Origin of the sequence: Pseudomonas sp. K2I15 (assembly GCF_002204795.1) — a bacterium.
GTDB lineage: Bacteria > Pseudomonadota > Gammaproteobacteria > Pseudomonadales > Pseudomonadaceae > Aquipseudomonas.
Window position 1 is genome coordinate 1 of the sequence record NZ_NIXO01000079.1, and the last position, 19,707, is coordinate 19,707.

The window sequence follows — 19,707 nt, forward strand, 5'->3', positions numbered from 1 at the left end:
CACCACCTTCGGCTACGCGGTTTTCCATCAGGCGGTCAGCACCACCTTCGGCTACGCGGTTTTCCATCAGGCGGTCGGCACCACCTTCGGCTACGCGGTTTTCCATCAGGCGGTCAGCACCACCTTCGGCTACGCGGTTTTCCATCAGGCGGTCGGCACCACCTTCGGCTACGCGGTTTTCCATCAGGCGGTCAGCACCACCTTCAGCTACGCGGCTGTCGATCAGGCGATCCGCGCCGCCTTCAGCGACTACAGGTTGGGCGAAAGCGTGTGCAGCGAGTACCGAGAAAGCCAGTCCAAGAAAGATTTTGCGTTTCATGATTGTGTGCTCCGGGATGTCATTGGTTGGTATGGATGTGATGTTACGCGGTGGATTTTTTTAGAGAACTTCATTGCGCTGATGGTGACTATCGGCGCCAGCGATGGCCCGTTTTCGCGGGCCATCGCGCTGACCATCACGGCATTTTCGGCAGTTCCTGAGGGCGCAGGTCGAACACCAGTACCTCGGCATCCTCGCCATGGCTCAGGTAAATTTCCTGCTCATCACGCACTCGGGCACCGTCGCCTTCGTGCAAGCGTTGGCCGTTGACTTCAATGCTGCCCCGCGCCACATGGATGTAGGCGTAGCGCTCCGGGGCCAGGGTCAGGCTGGCGGTTTCAAAGCCGTTGAACAGCCCGGCATACACCCGTGCATCCTGGCGTACGCCGAGGGAGCCGTCGGTGCCTTCCGGCGAGATGATCAACTGTAACCGGCCGCGTTTTTGCGCCTCGGTGAAGTGCTCCTGCTGATAGCGCGGTTCGGCGCCAGCCACGTCCGGCACGATCCAGATTTGCAGGAAGTGCACGCCCTGGGTGTGGCTGTGGTTGAACTCGCTGTGGGCCACGCCGCTGCCGGCGCTCATCAGTTGCACATCGCCGGGACGAATCACCGAGCCGGTGCCCAGGGTGTCCTTGTGTTCCAGGGCGCCTTCGAGCACATAAGAAAAAATCTCCATGTCGCGGTGTGGGTGTTGGCCGAAACCCTTGCCGGCCGCAACCCGGTCATCGTTGATCACCAGCAGGTCGGAAAAACCCTGTTCCTTGGGGTTCCAGTAGTTGGCGAACGAGAAGGTGTGGAACGACTTCAACCAACCGTGATTGGCGGCGCCGCGTTCCGAGGCTTTGCGAAGGGTCAGCATGGGGTGTTCTCCTCAAGGGAAGCCGGGCTGCGAGATGCAGGGCTTCGGTGTGAGGACAAGGTTACTGGTTAGCGAAAGGTTGATTAAGAAGCTGAAATTGGAATAACTGTCCTGTATGAGTTGACAGTTGATGGCGTGTCATAATGCGAGGATTCACCTCCCTGAACGGATAATTCCTTACAATGAAAACCGTGGCCATGGCGCTGTTTCCAGACTTCCTCCTGCTCGACATGGCCGGGCCACTGGAAGTGTTCTCTATTGCCAATCGCTACCTTGAGCCGCCAGCCCATTATCAGATCCTGACCATCGGTACCGAGCCCGGGCCGCTGCGAGCCTCCAATGGCGTGGTGGTTTACCCCGACCTGCAACTGGACCAGGCCCTTGAAGCTTATGACTTGTTGCTGGTCCCCGGCGGCCCCGGCGCCTACAACGAATGCCATCCCGCCCTGTTGCCCTGGCTCAATACGGCGGCGCCCCGCGCCCGGCGATTCGGCTCCATTTGCACCGGTGCCTTTGTGCTGGGGTACGCAGGCTTGCTGGACGGCCAACGCGTGACCACTCACTGGCATTACACCGAACGGCTGATCAAGGCTTTTCCCAAGGCCGTGGTCGAGACCGACCGCATCTACCTGCAGGACGGCCGGCTCATCACCTCGGGCGGCGTGACGGCGGGCATCGACCTGGCGCTGTCCATTGTTGCCCAGGACCACGGCAAGCAAGTGGCCGTCGACGTGGCCAAGGTGCTGTTGGTCGTCATGAAGCGCCAGGGTGGCCAGGCCCAGTTCAGCCCGATGACCGCAGCGGTGGCCCTCCAGGAAACCGCGATTACCCGGGTGCAGACGCATGTGCTGGAGCGGCTGGACCAGGCCTTTACCATCGAGTCCATGGCGCAACTGGCCGGTATGAGCACACGACACTTTGCTCGGGTGTTTGCCAAGGAAGTGCAGATGACCCCGATGGCCTTCCTGCAAGGCGCCCGCATCGATCGCGCCCGGCACCTGCTGGAAAGCACCGACCTGCCACTCAAGACCGTAGCGTTTCACGCGGGGTTTGGCAGCGTGCGGCATATGCGCTTTCTGTTCAGTGAAAAACTTGGCTTGAACCCGACCCAATACCGCCAGCAATTCAGCTGATGTCCGTCTGGCGCACCTGAATGTCCGTGTGGATCCCTGCGCCAGCATTGTCCTGTCACCGGTAGCTGGCAAGATAGCTGCCAGTCTCATGGAAAAGGATGCGCAGGCGCCCAAGGCCGGGTGTTTCAGCGCTTTGACGAGCATGAACAGCCTTCATACGATTGAACCTGAATGTGAAGTGCGCTTCGGCCCCTTCACTTTTTACCCCCAGCAGCGCCTGGTGTGCGAAGAGGGCCGGCCGCTGCCGTTGGGCGGGCGCGCCCTGGACATTCTTGCGGTGCTGGTGGAGCAGGCCGGGCAGTTTGTCAGCAAGACGGTCCTGATCGCACGCGTGTGGCCCAGCAGTGTGGTGGAGGAGAACAACCTGCGGGTGCACATTGCGGCCTTGCGCCGTGCCCTGGCCGATGGCGAGGACGGGCGGCGCTATATCATCAACCTGCCGCAGCGCGGCTATTGTTTTGTCGCGACGCAGCCGGTGCACGCAGAACCTGCGCAGCCCTTGCCCCAACATAACCTGCCGGCGCGCCTGGTACCGGTGTTCGGCCTGGACCCGCTGGTGCATGCCCTTGCCCGGCGTTTGCCGGGCCAAACGCTGATGACGCTCACCGGGTGCGCCGGCATCGGCAAAACCACCCTGGCCCTGTACCTGGCCGCACAGGTGTTGCCGCGTTATCGCGACGGTGTGTGGCGGGTGGAGTTGGCCGGTATCAGCCAGCTATCGGGCGTGGTTCGTCAATTGGCCAAGGCGCTCGGGATTGACGTAGAACCGGGTGGCACGTTGCAAGGCGTTTGCCGGCAACTGGCGTCGCGCCAATTGCTGCTGGTCCTTGATGGGTGTGAACAGGCATTGGCCGCGTGTCGCAACCTGGTGTTCGCTCTGCGGGAAATGGCGCCCCAGGTGACGCTGTTGCTGAGCAGCCGCGAAGCCCTGCATATCCCCGGTGAATGGGTTCAGCGGGTACCCGCACTGGTAGTGCCGCCGTTGTCGGCATTGGCCGGCGTCGAGCAAACGCTGGTTTATCCTGCGGTGCAGCTATTTGTCAGCCGGGCCCAGGCCTGCCAGCAGGGCTTTGACTTGCGCAGGCAAGACCTGGCGCCCCTGCGGGATATCTGCCGGCGCCTCGACGGCATCCCGCTGGCCCTGGAGCTGGCGGCGGCCCAGGTCGATGCCCTGGGCGTCAAGGGCCTGCAAACGCAGTTGGCGAACGGCTTGCAGGTGCTGACTCGCGGGCGGCGGACGGCCGTAAGGCGCCATCAATCCATGAGCGCGGCCCTGGACTGGACCTATGATCGCCTGAGCCTGCCGGAGCGCTGGCTGTTTCTCCAATTGGGCCTGTTCAAGATGGCGGTGACCCTGCCGACACTGGGCGCGCTGATTGCCGGCACTGAGCTGGAACACGCCGACGTGCCTTATCTGCTGGCACGGTTGGTGGCTACCTCGCTGCTGGCCGTTGAACCCGGCCCCGGCCCCCGGCGTTATCGCCTGCTCAATTGCGTACGCGCCTACGCGTTGGCCCGTCTGGGTGACCCTGCACAGGTGAGGTTGTTGCAGCAAGGCTACGGGCACTATCTTGGGCCGTTTTCAGGCCGGCAGTTTGTGGTGCAGTTCGTCGAGCAGGCGGCGCACGTTCACTAGGTCTGGCGTGGAAAACCCTTCGGTAAAGCGCTCATAGACCGCTTGCAAAAGCTCGCGCGCGGCAGTGTGTCGGCCCCCGCGTTGCCATAGTCTGGCCAGGGACAAGGCGCTTCGCAGTTCCCAGGCCAAGGCGCCCTGCCGATGAGCCAGCCCCAGCGCTTCCAGCAACAGCCTTTCAGCCGCCTGCACCGCGAGCGCGTCAGCCTGGTGCAGCAGGGATTCGGCCCGGGCCCGCAGGATTTCTGCGGTGCACCAACCGGCGTCGCCCTGTCGGGCTCGTTCGAAGCTGGCCTCATCCACGTCCCGCGTGTGCAGGGTCACAACGATGTCGTTGATCAGGCCCATGCCCTCGGCTTCTTCCTCGTGCTCCACGCCGTCCAATGCCCAGGCGTAATGCCTGGCCCAGGTGTCGAACAGCAGCACCGAGTGCTTGCGCGCCTGCTGCGACAACAGCTCCAGCATCGATCTTGCGGTCGCGTTGTCGCCGTTGTAGTGGGCGATGACGACGCCCGCGAGGGCGAGTGTGTAGCAGATCGAGGTGCCGTGATTGATGTGCAGCGCCAGCTCCAGCGCCTGGCGGGCGGTGCGCCAGGCGCGCTCGGGGAAACCCTGGAGCCAGAGGATGCGCGCCAGTACCGTCAGCGACGCCACGCTCTGGTCGTACTGCACGCCAAATCCATGGGTAAACCGGTTGAGGTGGCCGCTGTGGGCCATACGCTGCATCACCTGTTCGGCGTTGTGCCGCGCCAGGGCCTGGTTACCGGCAAAATGTTGCGCCAGTACCCGCAGGCGCTGTGCGCTCAAGTCCAGCAGCGGTTGGGCGTTGGGGTCCAGGCGGTCAAAATGCAGGCTTTGGCGCAGGGCCTGGCGGTAGTTACCGTTGCACAGGTTGACCGCCATATGGCCGGACACGGCCCGAAGCTGGCCGGCAACATCGTGGCTGCCTTCGGCCAGTTGCCGTGCCTGTTCAAAGGCGTTGATGGTCTGCGGGGTTGCGCCCTGGGTGTGATAGGAAAAACTGCCCAGGGCCAACTGCAGTTGCAGGTGCAAGTGCGCGCAGGGTGCGGCCGATTGCTGAAGCAGGGCCAGGGCCTTGCCCACATACAAACCATGCTCGGTGAGCAGCGACAGCTCCTGCCACAGCGGCATCGCGCTGACCGTCAAGCGGATGGCCAGCAGCGGCGCGCCGTCCTGGCTCAACCCCCAGTCGAGGGCGGCACGCACATCTTCGCGATAGGCTGCATAACGGTCGAGCCATTGCTGGGTGGGCACTTGTTCCCAGTCGGCTTGCGCTTGATTCATCAGCGTCAGGCACCGGGCGGCGTGTCGCTCACGGCTGGCCTCCAGCTCGCCGGCGGCACTGAGTTTCTCCAGGGCATAGGTCCGGGTGATGTCCAGCAGCCGATAGGTCACCGCTTCATCGCCCACCTCAACGTTGAGCAAAGACTTGGCCACCAACTGCGTGATCGAGCCCAGCACCTCGGTCGGCGCAATGTGCTCACCGTCGATCACTGCCGCCGCCGATTCCAGGGTGAAACCACCCCGGAACACCGCCAGGCGTCGCAGGCATATCTGCTCGCAAGCGGTCAGCAGGTCGAAGCTCCACTCCAGAGTGGCGCGCAGGGTCTGGTGCCGGGGCAGGGCGCTGCGTCGACCGCGGGTCAGCAGGCGAAAGTTATCCTCCATCTGCACCCGCAAACCCTGCAGGCCAAAGCGTTTGATTTGCGCCGCCACCAGCTCGATCGCCAAGGGAATGCCGTCCAGGCGTCGGCAGATATCGATGGCCAGGGGCAGCTCGGCGTCACTCAGCTCAAAGCCGTCCCAGCGCGATAGTGCCCGTTCCACCAGCAATTGCAGCGCGGGGTACGCCATGGCTTCGGCGCGGTCGCCAGTGGCCGGTGGGCAGGCCAAAGGCTCCAGGCGTTGCACGAACTCACCTTCGGCGCGTAGCGCTTCGCGGCTGGTGGTCAGGATGTGCAGATGGGGGGCATTGCGCAGCAGGGTTTCGCTGATCAGCGCAATATCGTCGAGCAGGTGCTCGCAGTTGTCGATCACCAGCAGCATCTGGCGCTCGCGCAGCAGGCCGGCGAGGCCGGACAAGGGGTCGTGACTCGGTGGCGTAAGCTCCAGCAGGGCGGCCAGGTTGGGCACGATCATCGAGGGCTGGCTCAAGGGGGCCAGGTCCAGCAGGCGGATGCCGTCGCGGTAACGCCCGATCAGCAGTTCGGCCACCCGCAGGGCGACGGTGGTCTTGCCGATACCGCCCGCACCCGTGAGGGTGATGAAGCGGTGTTGAGGCAACTGTTGCACCAGGTTTTCGATCAGGGCCTGGCGTCCCAGCATCCGGGTGCGGCGCAGCGGCAGGTTGTGCCCTGGGTGGGGCCCCGCGCTGTCGCCCTCCAACGCCGTGGGCTCGACACTCAGGGGTGCAACAAAACTGTAGCCACGCTGGGCCACGGTGACGATATAGCGCTGCCCGGCCTGGCCGTCGCCCAGGGCCTTGCGCAGGGCTGCCATGTGTACCCGCAGGTTGCCATCCTCCACCACGGTCTTGGGCCAGATCCGGGCAATCAGCTCCTGTTTGCTCACCACCTGGCCGGCGTGTTCCAACAAAATCAGCAAGATATCAACCGCCCGACGGCCCAGGCGCAACGGCCGGCCACCCTCCAGCACCACGCGCTGGCGCGGGTGAATCCGGTAGGGGCCAAAATGCATGGCCTGCTCGTTTGGGTCGCTCATGCGTGGGCTCTGGAGTGAGGTCTGTGGTGCATATTCCAGAGGTTTGTGCCGGGGTGCAATCACCACTAGGCGGCAATCACGCGAAGTTGGTGGTTACGCCAGGTCATCGGGTTCACGCCTTCGCTGCGGCTGAAAATGTGGCAGAAGTGCGCCTGGTCGCAAAAGCCACATTCCTGGCTGATTTGGGTCAGGCTCAAGGCGGAGCTGATGATCAGCTCCTTGGCCCGCTGGATACGTTGTTGGCGAATCCATTCCTGGGGAGAGAGGCCCGTACTGCATTTAAAGGCGCGAGAGAAGTGGCTGCGCGACAGGGCACAGGCGCGCGCCAGCTCGGTGACTTCCAGGCTTTCCCCAAGGTTCGCCAGGATCAGCTGCTTGACCATGCGTTCACGGCGGGTACACAGGCCGCCGGTGGCGGATCGCGAGTGTGGTTCGGGTGCGATGTGCTCAAGTCGGGCCATGACAGGTTCCGTGGTCGATGGGAGCGTTCCCGGGGAATGAAAATCCAGTGTAGACCGCCGTATTTTTGGCTCCGGGCGGTCTGGCTGGCGAGTTAATCGTTGTTAATTTCGCCAGGTGAATGCGGGAAAAAGACAGCACAGGCATGCAATTGCACACGCCTTGAACATGGTTAGCTGACGGTATCCTCACCTCTCGGTAAACCCCATGAATCGCAACGACTTGCGCCGCGTCGACATGAACCTGCTGGTGATTTTCGAGGCCCTGATGTTCGAAAAAAACCTGACCCGGGTTGCCGAAAAACTCTTCATGGGGCAGCCGGCCGTCAGTGCGGCCCTGGGCCGGTTGCGCGACCTGTTCGATGATCCGCTGTTGCTGCGCAATGGCCGCGGCATGGAGCCCACGCCACGGGCAGTGGCTATCCTCAAGGAGTTACAACCGGCCATGGACATCATTTCCGGCGCAGTGAGCCGCGCCAAGGACTTCGATCCTTCCACCAGTTGCGCGGTGTTTCGCATAGGGCTGTCGGATGACGCCGAGTTTGGCTTGTTTCCGCCGTTGCTCAGTCAACTGCGCGAAGAGGCACCGGGGATCATCGTGGTGGTGCGGCGCGCGAACTACTTGCTGATGTCGGCCTTGTTGGCCAGTGGCGAGATCTCCGTGGGGGTCAGCTACACCACGGAGCTGCCGGCCAATGCCAAGCGCAAGAAGCTGCGGGATATTCCGTGCAAAGTGCTGCGGGGGGACGACGGGCCGGAGCCGTTGACCCTGGATGACTACTGTTCGCGGCCGCATGCCATGGTGTCGTTTTCCGGTGACTTGAGCGGCAATATCGACCTGGACCTGGCGCGGATCGGCCGGGCCCGGCGAGTGGTGTTGGCGGTGCCGCAATTCAGTGGGCTGCGGGCCTTGTTGGCCGGCAGCGAGATGATTGCGACGGTGCCTGATTATGCCGCGTGCGCGTTGACGCAAGGGTGTGAGTTGCGGGCTGAAGACCCGCCGTTCGCCATCGATGCGGCAGAGCTGTCGATGGTGTGGAGTGGGGTGCACGACAACGACCCGGCGGAGCGCTGGTTGCGATCGCGGATTGGCGAACACATGTCCCGGGCGCTCTAACAGAGCACGTACATCCAATTTTTCCACTGCGCGACACCCCACACTGCGGCCATCGCTCACGTATTCAGGGGAGGGGCACGATGGACTCAGCAACGCAGCAAGGCGGGCCGGACGAGGTTGTCACCTTGGTGGTCAAACACCGCATCAAGCCCGGCCATGAAGCCAACTATGAAGCTTGGCTGCGGCGCATCGTGCGTATCGCCGGCGAGCGCCCCGGCCACCTCGGCGTCGACGTGGTGCGCAGTCAGCAGGGCGGCCTGGCGCTGTTCACCTGCGTGCTGCGTTACCGCTCCACCGATGACCTGCAGCATTGGTTGGATTCGCCGCAGCGTCTGGAACTGATCAACGAAGCCGCACCGATGTTGGCCGATGGTGACCAGACCGAAATCGGCGCGGTAAACGAGTTCTGGTTCTCGCCCCTGGCCGATTCCGCTGCCAAGCCGCCGCGCTGGAAACAGGCGGTGGTCTCGCTGCTGGTGATCCTGCCGCTGACGCTGCTGGTGCCTATCGCCTGGGGCCCGGTATTGAAGCTGCATCCGTTCCTGTCCAACTACATCGTTGCCACCTTCCTGGTCACCGTGACCATCGTTGTACTGGTGGTTTACCTGATGATGCCGGCGGCCACCCGCCTGCTCGCCCCCTGGCTTGAAGCCTCTGTAAAGGAAACCCTATGAACGCCGACCTGATTCTGTTCAATGGCCAGTTCCACACCGTGGACCGTGAAAATCCGCGCGCCACGGCAGTCGCCATCCACCAGGGACGCTTTGTCGCGGTGGGCACCGACGGTGAAGCCATGGCCCTGCGCGGCAGTGGCACCCAGGTCATCGACCTCAAGGGCCGCACCGTCATCCCCGGCCTCAACGACTCGCACCTGCACCTGATCCGTGGCGGCCTGAACTACAACCTCGAACTGCGCTGGGAAGGCGTGCCATCCCTGGCCGACGCCCTGCGCATGCTCAAGGACCAGGCCGACCGCACGCCCACGCCGCAGTGGGTGCGGGTGGTGGGCGGCTGGAACGAATTCCAGTTCGCCGAAAAACGCATGCCCACCCTCGACGAACTCAACCAGGCCGCACCCGATACGCCGGTGTTCGTGTTGCACCTGTATGACCGCGCCTTGCTCAACCGCGCAGCCCTGCGCGTGGCCGGCTACACCAAGGACACACCGAACCCGCCCGGCGGCGAGATCGTGCGCGACAATAACGGCAACCCCACCGGCATGCTGGTGGCCAAGCCCAACGCGATGATTCTCTACTCGACCCTGGCCAAGGGCCCGAAACTGCCCCTGGAATACCAGGTGAACTCCACCCGCCAGTTCATGCGTGAACTCAACCGCCTGGGCCTGACCAGCGCCATCGACGCCGGCGGCGGTTTCCAGAACTACCCCGACGATTACGCCGTGATCGAACAGTTGGCCAAGGCTGAGCAACTGACCGTGCGCATCGCCTACAACCTGTTCACCCAGAAGCCCAAGGAAGAACTCAGCGACTTCAAGAACTGGACCGGCAGCGTGACCCTGCACCAGGGCGACGACTACCTGCGCCACAACGGCGCGGGCGAGATGCTGGTGTTCTCGGCGGCCGACTTCGAAGACTTCCTCGAACCGCGTCCGGACCTGCCGCTGACCATGGAGCAGGAACTGGAGCCGGTGGTGCGCCACCTGGTGGAACAGCGCTGGCCGTTCCGCCTGCACGCCACCTACAACGAATCCATTTCGCGAATGCTTGATGTGTTCGAAAAGGTCAACCGCGACATCCCGTTCAACGGCCTGCCATGGTTCTTCGATCATGCTGAAACCATCACCCCGCAGAACATCGAGCGGGTGCGGGCGCTGGGCGGCGGCATCGCAATCCAGGACCGCATGGCGTTCCAGGGTGAGTACTTTGTGGAGCGCTACGGCGCCAAGGCTGCCGAGGCCACGCCGCCGATCAAACGCATGCTCGCCGAAGGCGTGCCGGTGGGCGCCGGTACCGACGCCACCCGGGTGTCGAGCTACAACCCCTGGACCTCGCTGTACTGGATGGTCAGCGGCCGCACCGTGGGCGGGCTGGAACTGCACGCCGAAGGCTTGCCTCGGCTCACCGCCCTGGAACTGTTCACCCATGGCAGCGCCTGGTTCTCCTCCGAGCAGGGCAAGAAGGGCCAGATCAAGGTCGGCCAATTGGCAGACGTGGCGGCACTGTCGGCGGACTTCTTCAGCGTCGACGAAGAAGCCATCAAATGGATCGAATCGGTGCTCACCGTGGTCGGCGGCAAGGTGGTGTACGGCGCCGGCGACTTTGAAGACTTCGCGCCACCCAGCGTGCCCGTGCTGCCGGACTGGTCGCCGGTGGTCAAGGTGCCGGGCCACTGGCGTCCGACATCACCGCTACAGGCTCAGGTGCACCAGTGCAGCGGCCCGTGTGGCGTGCATTCCCATAGCCATGAACGGGCGCGTCTCTCGAGCGTGCCGGTCAGCGACTTCCAGGGTTTCTGGGGCGCGTTTGGTTGCTCGTGTTTTGCCTTCTGAATCAATCACCAAAGGAGTATTCCCATGACCTACAAACGCCTGAACAAAGATGACGCCGTGGTACTGCTGGTGGATCACCAGACCGGCCTGATCTCGCTGGTGCAGGATTTCTCGCCCAACGAGTTCAAGAACAACGTGCTGGCCCTGGCGGACCTGGCCAAGTTCTTCAAGCTGCCGACCATCCTCACCACCAGTTTCGAAAGCGGCCCCAACGGCCCGATGGTGCCAGAGTTGAAAGAACTGTTCCCGGATGCGCCGTACATCCCGCGTCCAGGCCAGATCAATGCCTGGGACAACGCCGACTTCGTCAAGGCGGTGAAAGCCACCGGGCGCAAGCAACTGATCATCGCCGGTGTTGTGACTGACGTATGCGTGACCTTCCCGACGCTGTCGGCCCTGGCTGAAGGGTTTGAAGTGTTTGTGGTTACCGATGCTTCGGGCACCTTCAACGAAACCGTGCAACAGGCGGCCTGGGCGCGCATGACTGCTGCTGGTGCACAACTGGTGAACTGGTTCTCGGTGGCTTGCGAGCTGCAGGTGGACTGGCGCAACGACATGGAAGGCCTGGCCAACCTGCTGTCGCCGCGTATTCCCAACTATCGCAACCTGATGAACAGCTACTCGGCACTCGCCGCCAAGTAACCCCGCCTCAAATGTGTAGGTAATCCAATGTGGGAGCGGGCTTGCTCGCGAATGCGGTGTGCCAGTCAATACATGTACCGACTGATCCACCGCCTTCGCGAGCAAGCCCGCTCCCACATTTTGATTTGTGGTGTGGCGACTGACCGGCTATAAAACAGTCCAGTGTCCACCGAGCAGCGACAATGAACCCCTTCGAAGACATGCGCCTGTTTTGCCAGGTCATGGAATCCGGCAGCTTCACCGCCGCCGCCGAACACCTTGGCCTGTCCAAGCAATTTGTCAGCCGTCGCCTGATCCAGCTGGAAGAGCGCCTGGGCGTACGCCTGCTCAACCGCTCCACGCGCCGCCTGGATGTGACGCCACTGGGCCAGAGCTACTACGAATCCGCCTTGCGCCTGCTCAGCGAAGTCGAGCAAGTAGAGCAGGGCATCACCGGGCAAAACACCGACCCCCGAGGCACCATCCGCCTGAGCGCACCGCTGTCGTTCGCCATGGCGCACTTGGGCTGCCTGCTGCCGCTGTTCCTGCAACGCCACCCCCACGTCACCGTGGAAGTGGACCTCAGCGACCGCCCGGTAGACCTGATCAGCGAAGGCTACGACCTGGTGCTGCGCATCGGCATTCTTGAAGACTCGACCCTGATCGCCCGGCGTATTGCCAGCGTGCAGCGCGTCTACTGCGCCAGTCCCGATTACCTGGCCCACCACGGCACACCGCTCAATCCTGACGATCTTGCCGACCACGAATGCCTGCCTTACGGCCATGGTCGCCAGGTGCAATGGCACTTCAAGGTCGACGGCAAACCGCACACCCGAAACGTCAGCGGGCGCATGCGCGTCAACAACGGCGAGTTGCTGCGGGATGCTGCGGTGGCAGGATTGGGCATCACTTACCTGCCGAACTTTATCGTCGCCCAAGCCCTGCAGGACGGTCGGTTGGTGACGCTGCTGGAAGACTTTGCGCCCGAGTCCCTGACCCTTTCAGCGGTGTATCCCCAGCACCGCCAAAGCTCGCGCCCGGTGCAGGCGTTGATCGAGTTCCTGCGTGAACGCCTGGCCGGCGGTTGCTAGCCAAACGTACGGTCCCCTGTAGGAGCGAGCTTGCTCGCGAAGGACGTTAACGATGACGCGGGCATCCTGAAAGCACGCGTTGCCCTTGCGTTTTTCGCGAGCAAGCTCGCTCCTAAAGGGGAGGTGTACTCAGAACGCGTACTGCACCCGGCTGTAGTAATACCCGCCGGTAAACCCGAACGGCGAATAGCTGCCCCAGTTATCGCCGAACGAGGAGTTCTTCACGCCGATGTGATCCGGGTATTTGTCGAACAGGTTCTGCGCACCCACCGCCACCGTCAGTTGCTTGGTGATCGCATAGGCCACGTCGAGGTCGGTGATCCACTTGGCTGAATAGGCGCGGTCCAGGCTCGGGTCGCTGGAACTGTTGACCTCGGTGTAGGTGCCGTAGCGGGTCAGGCGCAGGTTGACGTCGAAGTCGTGGATCGCCCAGTCGGCGGAGAAGATCATCTTGCTGCTGGGCGACGTCTTGGTGATCAGCGCCCGCGACTGGCGGCCCAGTAACTGAAAATCGCCCAGGGCGCTGAGCTGCGCCGGCGTGTCGTTGACGCTGAGGATTTGCGTGTGGTTGTAGTTCAGCGCTGCCGTCCATCTCACCGTGCCGTAGCGGTCGAGGTTTTGCCGGTAGTTGCCCACCACGTCCACCCCGGAGGTGCGGGTGTTGGCGCCGTTGGTGAAGTACTGGGCACCCGCCGTGGCCGGTACGCCGATGCTGTCCAGCAAGGCCGCAACGCCCGGGCCCTGGAAGCGTTCGCTGAGCACCAGGCGGTCCCGCAGGTTGATCACGTAGCCGTCCACCGTCAGGCTCAAGTCGTCGCTTGGAGTGAGCGCGAAACCGAGGCTGAAGTTGGTCGAGCGCTCCGGCTTCAACGACTTGGCGCCCAGTGCCTGGGCACCGGCGGAATCCACCGGCAGGATCACGTAGTTATACGACTGGTACACGCCATTGATGGTGTCGAAGCCGGTGGAGCGCGCGGTGAAGATCTCGTTGGCCAGTGACGGCGCACGGAAGCCGTTACTGATGGTGCCGCGCAGGGCGAACACCGGGTTGAACGCATAGCGCGTGCTGAGCTTGCCGCTGCGGGTGCCGCCGACGCCTTCGTTGTAATGCTCATAGCGCCCGGCCACGCCCACGTACCACTGCTCAGTGGGGTAGAAGCCCAGGTCGATATAGCTGGCGACGCTGTTGCGGCTGATCTTCTGCGCGTCTTCGGGGCGAATGCCGTTGGTGACCTGGGCGCCCGGGTCAGGCCGTTGCCCGGCACGCGGATGGCCTGCCGGGAACACGTAGCCGCCATCGATATAGGACGCCTCGGAGCCGGCGCGGGTCTCGTAGCTTTCGCGTCGGTGCTCGAAGCCGAACGCCACATCCAGCGGCTTGGCCAGGCCGATCTCGTAGTTGTTTTTCAGGTCCAGGTTGGTGGTGAGCTGGTCGGCAATGTAGATGCCGGAGGTGAACTTGTTCGGCGTGCTTTCGCCCAGCGACGGGTTCTGGTTGTCATAGGTGCGCTGCTTGGCATAGTTACGCCCGTAGGTGCTGCTCAGGTCCCAGCCCCAGCCGCCGCCCAGGTCATTGCCCTTGGCGCCGAAGGCCGATTGAAAGTCGGTCTCGTTGACCAGCCAGTACGGGCTGTAGCCGTCGGGGTAACCATTGGGCCCAGTGGTGATGGTGTTGCGCCCGTTGGGCAGGCGGAAGTTCTGGCCGTCGTTATTCTCCCGGGTGGCCAGGGTGGAAAACGAGTACAGCGTCAGGTCGTCGTTCAGCGGCAGGTCGAGGTTGTACGCCACATCGCCCAACTGGCTGCGGGGTGAGCCGTAGCCTTTATAAGTGTGGTGGCTGGAGGTGGCTTCACGTGGGTCGGGCGAGCCATCCGCCAACGGGTAGTAATGGCTGCTGTAGCCGTTGCTGCCGGCCTTGTTGTCGCGCTCCTGGTAGCGGGTGTCGAGGGACACGTTGAGCACCCCGGCTTCACCCAGCGCAAAGCCATAGTTCAGCGCCTCCTGGCCGGTGCCGCGCTTGCCGTCGTAGTTCTGGCCCAGGGTGGTGTCGGAACTGCCGCCGGTGGTCTGCTTGAGGATGATATTGATCACCCCGGAAATCGCATCCGAACCGTACTGTGCGGCCGCGCCATCGCGCAGCACTTCCACATGGTCGATGGCGGCCACCGGGATCAGGTCCAGGTCGCTGGGGGCGGCGCCGCTGTTGATGCCGTTGATGTTCAGAGTGGCGCTGGTGTGCCGGCGTTTGCCATTGACCAGCACCAGCACGTGGGAGGCAGTGAGGCCGCGCAACGTGGCTGAGCGCACCACGCCGCTGGCGTCCCAACCGGCGCGGTCGGGCAGGTTGAACGAGGGGATAAGCTTGCCCAGGGCCTCCAGCAGGCTCGGCTTGCCTACGGCGCGCAGTTGCTCGCCGCTGATCACATCAATGGGCGTGGGGCTGGTGGTCACGGTGCGCTGTTCGGCGCCACGGTTGCCGGTGACCACCACGGTGTCGAGGGTGGGAGAGCGGTCTTCGGCGGATTCGACGCCGAAGGAAGCCAGGCCGCACGCAAGCGAGAGCGGCAGCAATAAGGGACGGCTGTACATGAGAGTGAAGCTCCTTGACCCAATGTAGGAGCGAGCTTGCTCGCGAAGAACCTGAGGGCAATGTGTTCATTCAGATGCCCCGCGTTTTCGTTAACGATCTTCGCGAGCAAGCTCGCTCCTGCAAAAAACTGATGTCAGCGTCTGCGTGCAGCAACCGCTTCGATTTCTACCAGCCCGCCCGGCAACGGCAGCGCGACGACTTGCACTGCCGTGCGCGCCGGCTTTTTCGGCTGCTCGGCACTGCCAAAGAACGGCGTGTAGCCTTCCTGCAAACCAGCAAAGTCGAGCTTGCCGCCCTTGGTCGGGTCACCCACCAGGAACACCCGCAGTTGCACCACATCCCCCAAATCCAGGCCCTGGCTTTGCAGCACGCCCTTGAGCTTGTTCAGGATCGAGGTGGTCTGTGTCGCCGTGTCGCCATACGCTGCAAACGAGTCCTTCGGCGCCTTGGTGTCATGCACGTCCGCCAGCAACCCACTGACAAACAACAGCTCGGTTTGCGGCGGCACCGACACCGCCAGCGAGATCGGAAAGTTGGAATTCGGCAGCGGCACGCGCTTTATCTCATCGGCGTGGGCGGCGAGGGTGGTGGCGGTCATCAGCAGTCCTGCAATAAGAATTTTCATCGGTTCATTCCTTGAGTGAGAAATTTCAGGCGGCAACGCCCGGTTGCTGGCGTTCGGCATGGCGGCCGATCAGCGAGACAATGCGCCGTGCCGAGTCGGCGGCGCTGTTCTGCCAGATACCGACACCGCCGTGGGCGAGGGCGTCGCTGGCCAGGTAAGTACGGCCCTGGGGCTCGTTGAGCAGGCGATAGGCGCTCTCGCCAACTTCGTCGTTAACGATCCACGGGCCCTTGCTGTAGCTGACTTTCGACCAGTTGATCGCCACCGGCTTTTGCAGCTTGGCGCTGTGGCCAGGGTGCAACAGCTCCACGGCCTGGCGTGAAGAGGCGAACTGTTCGGCCAGGGATTTTTTGCTGAAGGCCTGGGCCGATTCGCTGGTGTTGTAGGCCGCCACCAGAATCCCCTGGGCGCTGTTGAGGCGGTCGCTGGGGTACCACAACCCTTTGACTTCATGGTCGAGGTAAGACAGGCCGCCGTAGATGTTGAAGTCGGTTTCCCAGAAGCGCGGCGTCTGCCAGGCCACCTTGTTGGCCTGGTCGCTTTGCGCGGTCTGGATCGCCTGCTTGAACGGTGCTGTGAAGTTGCTTGGCAATTTCGCCAACAGCGGCAACGGCACGGTGACGATGGCGTAGTCGGCGCTCAGGATCTGGAACTTGCCGCTGAGACGGTCGCGGTAGGTGATGCGGCTGCCTTGCTCTGAGGTCTGGATATCACTGACTTCAGCATTGAAGCGCACCGCATCCTTGAGGTGTTCGTAGAAGGCATACGGAATCCGGTCCATGCCGCCCACCGGCTGGAACATGGTGGAGGAAAACTCCGGGATTTCATCGAACACCAGCGCGCCCCACAGCTTGGGATTGAGCAGGGTTTGCAGCTCCAGCGGCGCGCGGGTCACGCCGGTTTGATCACCGGCGCCGGGCACGCGGGTGTAGCCGGAACGCACCGAGCCCTTGTATTGCAGGTCGCCGTTGAGGTCGCCGTACACCTTGAGGAAACTCAGCAACGCCTTGCGGTCATCCACGCTCAGGTCCTGGTCCAGGGCTTTACGGCTGACAGTGCGCGCCAGCAGTTCCGAGAGTTGGCCACGGGTGTCGTTGACCGCCTGGCGCAACTGGAACGCCGGTTGCTGCGTATCCGGCCGTGCCAGGGCGTTGCGGCTGCTGTTGACCAGTACCTGCAGCTCCACACCCAGCTCGCGGCAGTAGCCGAGGATGGTCTGGTGATGGCTGGGAATGCGCGCGGGGCCGGCGTTGAAAAACTGCCCGTCATCAAAGTCGACGGTCTGGCTGACGCCGTCGTCGAAGTCGACCTTGGTGCCACGGCGCAGCGTCCAGTTACGCCCGCCGACCCGGTCGCGGGCTTCCAGGATCGTCACGTTGAAACCGGCTTTGCGCAGCTCATAGGCGCTGACCAGCCCGGATATCCCGGCACCGACCACCACCACGTTTTTGCCTTTGCCGGTGCTGCCCAGTTGCAGCGGGGTAAAACTCGATGCCACTGCCTGAGGCGTCAGCCCCAGTGCGCCCAATGCGCTGACAGCGGCGGAATAACCGCCCACGGCGGCAATACGGGAAATCAGTTCCCTGCGGGTAAAAGCCATGATTCGCTCCTTGAGACAGCGGGTTGTCAGAGGTCGTAGCGCACGGTCAACAACAGGGTTCGCGGGTCGTTGACCGAGTAGTAGCGGGCGCCGCTTGAGGGCACGTAGCCCACTGACTGCGGATAGGCGCGGTCCAGCAGGTTTTTAACCGCCAGGGTGGTGGTCCAGTGGCCGTCGCCGCTGATGTAGCGGGTGTTGGCGTTCCAGAAGGTCTGCTGCGGGATTTCCTGGATGTCATCGTTCAACGCGTTGGCGTAGGACTTGGTCTGGAACTGCGCATCGGTGCCCGCAAGCAAAGTGCCAGGCAACCCGGCGGGAATGGTGTAGTTCAGGCCAACGCTCGCGTTCCAGCGTGGCGAGAACACCAGTTGTTTGCCGTTGGCATCCACCCCGGCGCCGCTGGCGTTCTGGAAGTCGTCGTACTTGCTTTGCAGGTAGCCGACATTGGCGGTCAATTGCAGGTCGCGGCTCAGTGCGGTGAGGGTTTCCAGCTCCACGCCGTAGGTGTGGGCACGGCCAACGTTGGTGCGCAGGCTCACCCCCAGCGCGGGGTCATAGGCGTTGGTTTGCAGGTCTTTGTAGTCGTTGTAGAACACCGCGACGTTGGCCCGCAGGCGCTGGTCGAAGAAGTCGCCTTTGACCCCGGCTTCCCAGGTGGTCACGTCTTCCGGGGAGAACGCCTGTTCGGCGGCGGCCTGGGTGGGTGCGCGGTTATCGTAGCCGCCGGCCTTGAAGCCTTTGGCGACGTAGGCGTACTGGTTCAGGTGTGGGGTCCAGGCGTATTCGAAGCCGATTTTCGGGCTGGTGGACTGCCAGGATTTGCTCGACTCGGCCGTGAAGTTGGTGCCAGTGATCTGCCGGTCAGTGTTGATCGCGTAGTTGGTGAAGTCGAAATTCTTGTGCTCGCGGGTAAAGCGCAGGCCGGCGATCAGCGACAGTTGCGGCGTGAGCTTGTAGGTGCCCTGGCCATACAGCGCATAGCTTTCGGTGTTGGTGGTGCTGTATTGGCCCTGGCCGATCACCCGGTTGCGGGCGACGGAATAGGTGAGGTTGTCGCGGTCGGCGTCGAACTTTTCGCGGTACAGGTACACGCCGGTGCTGAAGCTGAAATCGTCGTAGTCGCCGTTGAGCTGGAACTCTTGGGTCGCGTAGTTCTGCTTGTACAGGATCAGGTTGTTCTGGATCAGCGCGGCTTGCCCTGAGTTGTCGTAATCCACCGGTTGGTGGAACGCCGAATAGGCGGTTACCGATTTGAAATTCAGGTGATCGTCGATCGCGTAGATCGCGCGCAGCACCGAGCTGCCCTGGTCCAGGCGGTTTTTCGGGTCGAGGCTGCTGTAGCTCTTGAACTTGTCGAAATGCCCGTTGGCATCGAAGGGCGTATAGCTGGTGGTATCGCCACGGTCGAAGGTGCCGGCCAGGGTCAATTGCACATCCCATGGCGAATCCACCGGCTTGTAGCGCAGCTTGCCGCGATAGGACTGGATGTCGACGTTGTTCACATCCTTGCCCCGGGTGGGGTCGGACACGGTGCCGTCGCGGCTCAGGCGGATAGCGGAAAAACTGCCGAACAGCGCGTTGTCCACCAGCGGGCCGCTGATCAGCAAGCGTGCGTTCTGCGCGTCGTAGTTGCCGGCGCCCAGCTCTACAAAACCACGGGTTTCCTGGGTTGGGTCGCGGGTGATCACGCGGATCGCGCCGGCGCTGCTGTTGCGTCCATACAACGTGCCCTGGGGCCCGCGCAGCACCTCGACGCGCTCCACATCGTTGAAATCGAGCATCGAGGAAATCGCGCGGGGGATGTACAGGTCATCGGCGTAGACCGCGACCGCGGATTCCTGGATCGGGTCGGTTTCGCCGATGCCGCGGATGCCGTAGGTCTGGGCGCTGTAGGAGATCGACTGGCGGCTGAGTGTCAGGTTCGGTACCTGGCCCGAGAGGTCGCGCACGCTGTTGATCTGCTTGTCTTCCAGGGCCTTTTCATCGAACGCGGAAATCGCCAGCGGGGTTTTTTGCAGGTCTTCGCTGCGGTGCTCGGCGGTGACGTTGACCACCGGCAGGGCGGTGTCATCGGCGTGGGCGGTGAGGCCGAACAGAGCGAGGGAGATGGCCAGTGTCAGGCGATTGGGTACGGCGGTAGGACTCATGATGGACCCCTGAGGTGGTTGACGGTTTAGGCAAAACTGGGCCTCCACCTGGTCAGGGGTCGGTACTGGATGTAACAGTATTTGTATAAATGGCGGGCGTAAAAGTCCGATTAGTTATAAGTTAATTATAAAAAATAGGTATGTAAATGTTTGGCTTTGATGCGTAAGACTGATGATGTTTTTCAACCCACAAAAAACAAATGTGGGAGCGGGCTTGCTCGCGAATGCGGTCGCTCAGTCAACATTGATAGTGACTGAAACAC

The 19,707-nt window shown here is 62.8% G+C and carries 14 protein-coding genes and 1 pseudogene; 7 read left to right on the top strand and 8 right to left on the bottom strand.

Going from position 1 to position 19,707, the window contains the following annotated elements; translation table 11 throughout:
- Together CEC48_RS28215 and CEC48_RS28220 are read right to left on the bottom strand one after the other, a co-directional pair.
- Nucleotides 1-319, bottom strand: a pseudogene (locus CEC48_RS28215) (phage infection protein); the annotation flags it as partial.
- Nucleotides 320-455: 136 nt separating this feature from the next.
- A complete protein-coding gene (locus CEC48_RS28220) occupies nucleotides 456-1,178 on the bottom strand; it encodes a pirin family protein (RefSeq protein WP_088426722.1) in 723 nt (240 codons plus the stop codon).
- 182 nt (nucleotides 1,179-1,360) lie between these two features.
- On the opposite strand from CEC48_RS28220, the gene CEC48_RS28225 reads away from it, so the two are divergent.
- Together CEC48_RS28225 and CEC48_RS28230 are read left to right on the top strand one after the other, a co-directional pair.
- Nucleotides 1,361-2,311 carry a GlxA family transcriptional regulator gene (locus tag CEC48_RS28225; protein ID WP_088426724.1) on the top strand — a complete coding sequence of 317 codons (951 nt, stop codon included), beginning with the start codon at nucleotides 1,361-1,363 and terminating at the stop codon, nucleotides 2,309-2,311.
- 88 nt (nucleotides 2,312-2,399) lie between these two features.
- Nucleotides 2,400-3,947 (top strand): winged helix-turn-helix domain-containing protein, encoded by a 1,548-nt coding sequence (locus tag CEC48_RS28230; RefSeq protein ID WP_088426726.1) that lies wholly within the window; start codon nucleotides 2,400-2,402, stop codon nucleotides 3,945-3,947.
- On the opposite strand, the gene CEC48_RS28235 is transcribed toward CEC48_RS28230, so the two are convergent.
- Together CEC48_RS28235 and CEC48_RS28240 are read right to left on the bottom strand one after the other, a co-directional pair.
- Nucleotides 3,894-6,686: a winged helix-turn-helix domain-containing protein gene (locus tag CEC48_RS28235; protein WP_088426728.1), complete on the bottom strand. Its 2,793-nt coding sequence runs from the start codon at nucleotides 6,684-6,686 to the stop codon at nucleotides 3,894-3,896. The genes CEC48_RS28230 and CEC48_RS28235 overlap by 54 nt on opposite strands.
- 65 nt (nucleotides 6,687-6,751) lie before the next feature.
- Nucleotides 6,752-7,147, bottom strand: coding sequence for a helix-turn-helix domain-containing protein (locus CEC48_RS28240; RefSeq protein ID WP_088426730.1), 396 nt, complete (start codon nucleotides 7,145-7,147; stop codon nucleotides 6,752-6,754).
- Nucleotides 7,148-7,352: 205 nt separating this feature from the next.
- Here CEC48_RS28240 and CEC48_RS28245 point away from each other — a divergent pair, with 205 nt between their 5' ends.
- From CEC48_RS28245 to CEC48_RS28265, 5 genes are all read left to right on the top strand, one after another.
- Nucleotides 7,353-8,261, top strand: coding sequence for a LysR family transcriptional regulator (locus tag CEC48_RS28245; RefSeq protein WP_088426732.1), 909 nt, complete (start codon nucleotides 7,353-7,355; stop codon nucleotides 8,259-8,261).
- Between the two features lie 80 nt (nucleotides 8,262-8,341).
- Entirely contained in the window at nucleotides 8,342-8,935 is a 594-nt protein-coding gene (locus CEC48_RS28250; RefSeq protein ID WP_088426734.1) for an antibiotic biosynthesis monooxygenase, read from the top strand.
- A complete protein-coding gene (locus CEC48_RS28255) occupies nucleotides 8,932-10,770 on the top strand; it encodes an amidohydrolase (RefSeq protein WP_088426736.1) in 1,839 nt (612 codons plus the stop codon). Before CEC48_RS28250 ends, CEC48_RS28255 begins: the two co-directional genes overlap by 4 nt.
- Nucleotides 10,771-10,788: 18 nt before the next feature.
- On the top strand, nucleotides 10,789-11,412 hold the full coding sequence (ycaC, locus tag CEC48_RS28260; RefSeq protein ID WP_176438797.1) for an isochorismate family cysteine hydrolase YcaC: 624 nt from the start codon (nucleotides 10,789-10,791) through the stop codon (nucleotides 11,410-11,412).
- Between the two features lie 182 nt (nucleotides 11,413-11,594).
- Entirely contained in the window at nucleotides 11,595-12,482 is an 888-nt protein-coding gene (locus tag CEC48_RS28265; protein WP_088426740.1) for a LysR family transcriptional regulator, read from the top strand.
- Between the two features lie 129 nt (nucleotides 12,483-12,611).
- Here CEC48_RS28265 and CEC48_RS28270 read toward each other — a convergent pair whose 3' ends face one another.
- From CEC48_RS28270 to CEC48_RS28285, 4 genes are all read right to left on the bottom strand, one after another.
- Entirely contained in the window at nucleotides 12,612-15,071 is a 2,460-nt protein-coding gene (locus CEC48_RS28270; RefSeq protein WP_088426742.1) for a TonB-dependent siderophore receptor, read from the bottom strand.
- A gap of 134 nt (nucleotides 15,072-15,205) precedes the next feature.
- Nucleotides 15,206-15,697 carry a RidA family protein gene (locus CEC48_RS28275; RefSeq protein ID WP_088426744.1) on the bottom strand — a complete coding sequence of 164 codons (492 nt, stop codon included), beginning with the start codon at nucleotides 15,695-15,697 and terminating at the stop codon, nucleotides 15,206-15,208.
- Nucleotides 15,698-15,722: 25 nt separating this feature from the next.
- Nucleotides 15,723-17,297, bottom strand: coding sequence for an FAD-dependent oxidoreductase (locus tag CEC48_RS28280; protein ID WP_088426746.1), 1,575 nt, complete (start codon nucleotides 17,295-17,297; stop codon nucleotides 15,723-15,725).
- Nucleotides 17,298-17,323: 26 nt separating this feature from the next.
- The gene (locus tag CEC48_RS28285; protein WP_088426748.1) at nucleotides 17,324-19,444 is read right to left on the bottom strand and encodes a TonB-dependent receptor; all 2,121 of its coding nucleotides are present in this window, start codon (nucleotides 19,442-19,444) and stop codon (nucleotides 17,324-17,326) included.
- Between the last annotated feature and the right edge of the window lie 263 nt (nucleotides 19,445-19,707).

Bases quoted from the DNA above. Each gene is read 5' to 3' on its own strand.
- CEC48_RS28220 (WP_088426722.1), bottom strand. From the start codon at position 1,178: ATGCTGACCCTTCGCAAAGCCTCGGAACGCGGCGCCGCCAATCACGGT.
- CEC48_RS28225 (WP_088426724.1), top strand. From the start codon at position 1,361: ATGAAAACCGTGGCCATGGCGCTGTTTCCAGACTTCCTCCTGCTCGAC.
- CEC48_RS28230 (WP_088426726.1), top strand. From the start codon at position 2,400: ATGGAAAAGGATGCGCAGGCGCCCAAGGCCGGGTGTTTCAGCGCTTTG.
- CEC48_RS28235 (WP_088426728.1), bottom strand. From the start codon at position 6,686: ATGAGCGACCCAAACGAGCAGGCCATGCATTTTGGCCCCTACCGGATT.
- CEC48_RS28240 (WP_088426730.1), bottom strand. From the start codon at position 7,147: ATGGCCCGACTTGAGCACATCGCACCCGAACCACACTCGCGATCCGCC.
- CEC48_RS28245 (WP_088426732.1), top strand. From the start codon at position 7,353: ATGAATCGCAACGACTTGCGCCGCGTCGACATGAACCTGCTGGTGATT.
- CEC48_RS28250 (WP_088426734.1), top strand. From the start codon at position 8,342: ATGGACTCAGCAACGCAGCAAGGCGGGCCGGACGAGGTTGTCACCTTG.
- CEC48_RS28255 (WP_088426736.1), top strand. From the start codon at position 8,932: ATGAACGCCGACCTGATTCTGTTCAATGGCCAGTTCCACACCGTGGAC.
- CEC48_RS28265 (WP_088426740.1), top strand. From the start codon at position 11,595: ATGAACCCCTTCGAAGACATGCGCCTGTTTTGCCAGGTCATGGAATCC.
- CEC48_RS28270 (WP_088426742.1), bottom strand. From the start codon at position 15,071: ATGTACAGCCGTCCCTTATTGCTGCCGCTCTCGCTTGCGTGCGGCCTG.
- CEC48_RS28275 (WP_088426744.1), bottom strand. From the start codon at position 15,697: ATGAAAATTCTTATTGCAGGACTGCTGATGACCGCCACCACCCTCGCC.
- CEC48_RS28280 (WP_088426746.1), bottom strand. From the start codon at position 17,297: ATGGCTTTTACCCGCAGGGAACTGATTTCCCGTATTGCCGCCGTGGGC.
- CEC48_RS28285 (WP_088426748.1), bottom strand. From the start codon at position 19,444: ATGAGTCCTACCGCCGTACCCAATCGCCTGACACTGGCCATCTCCCTC.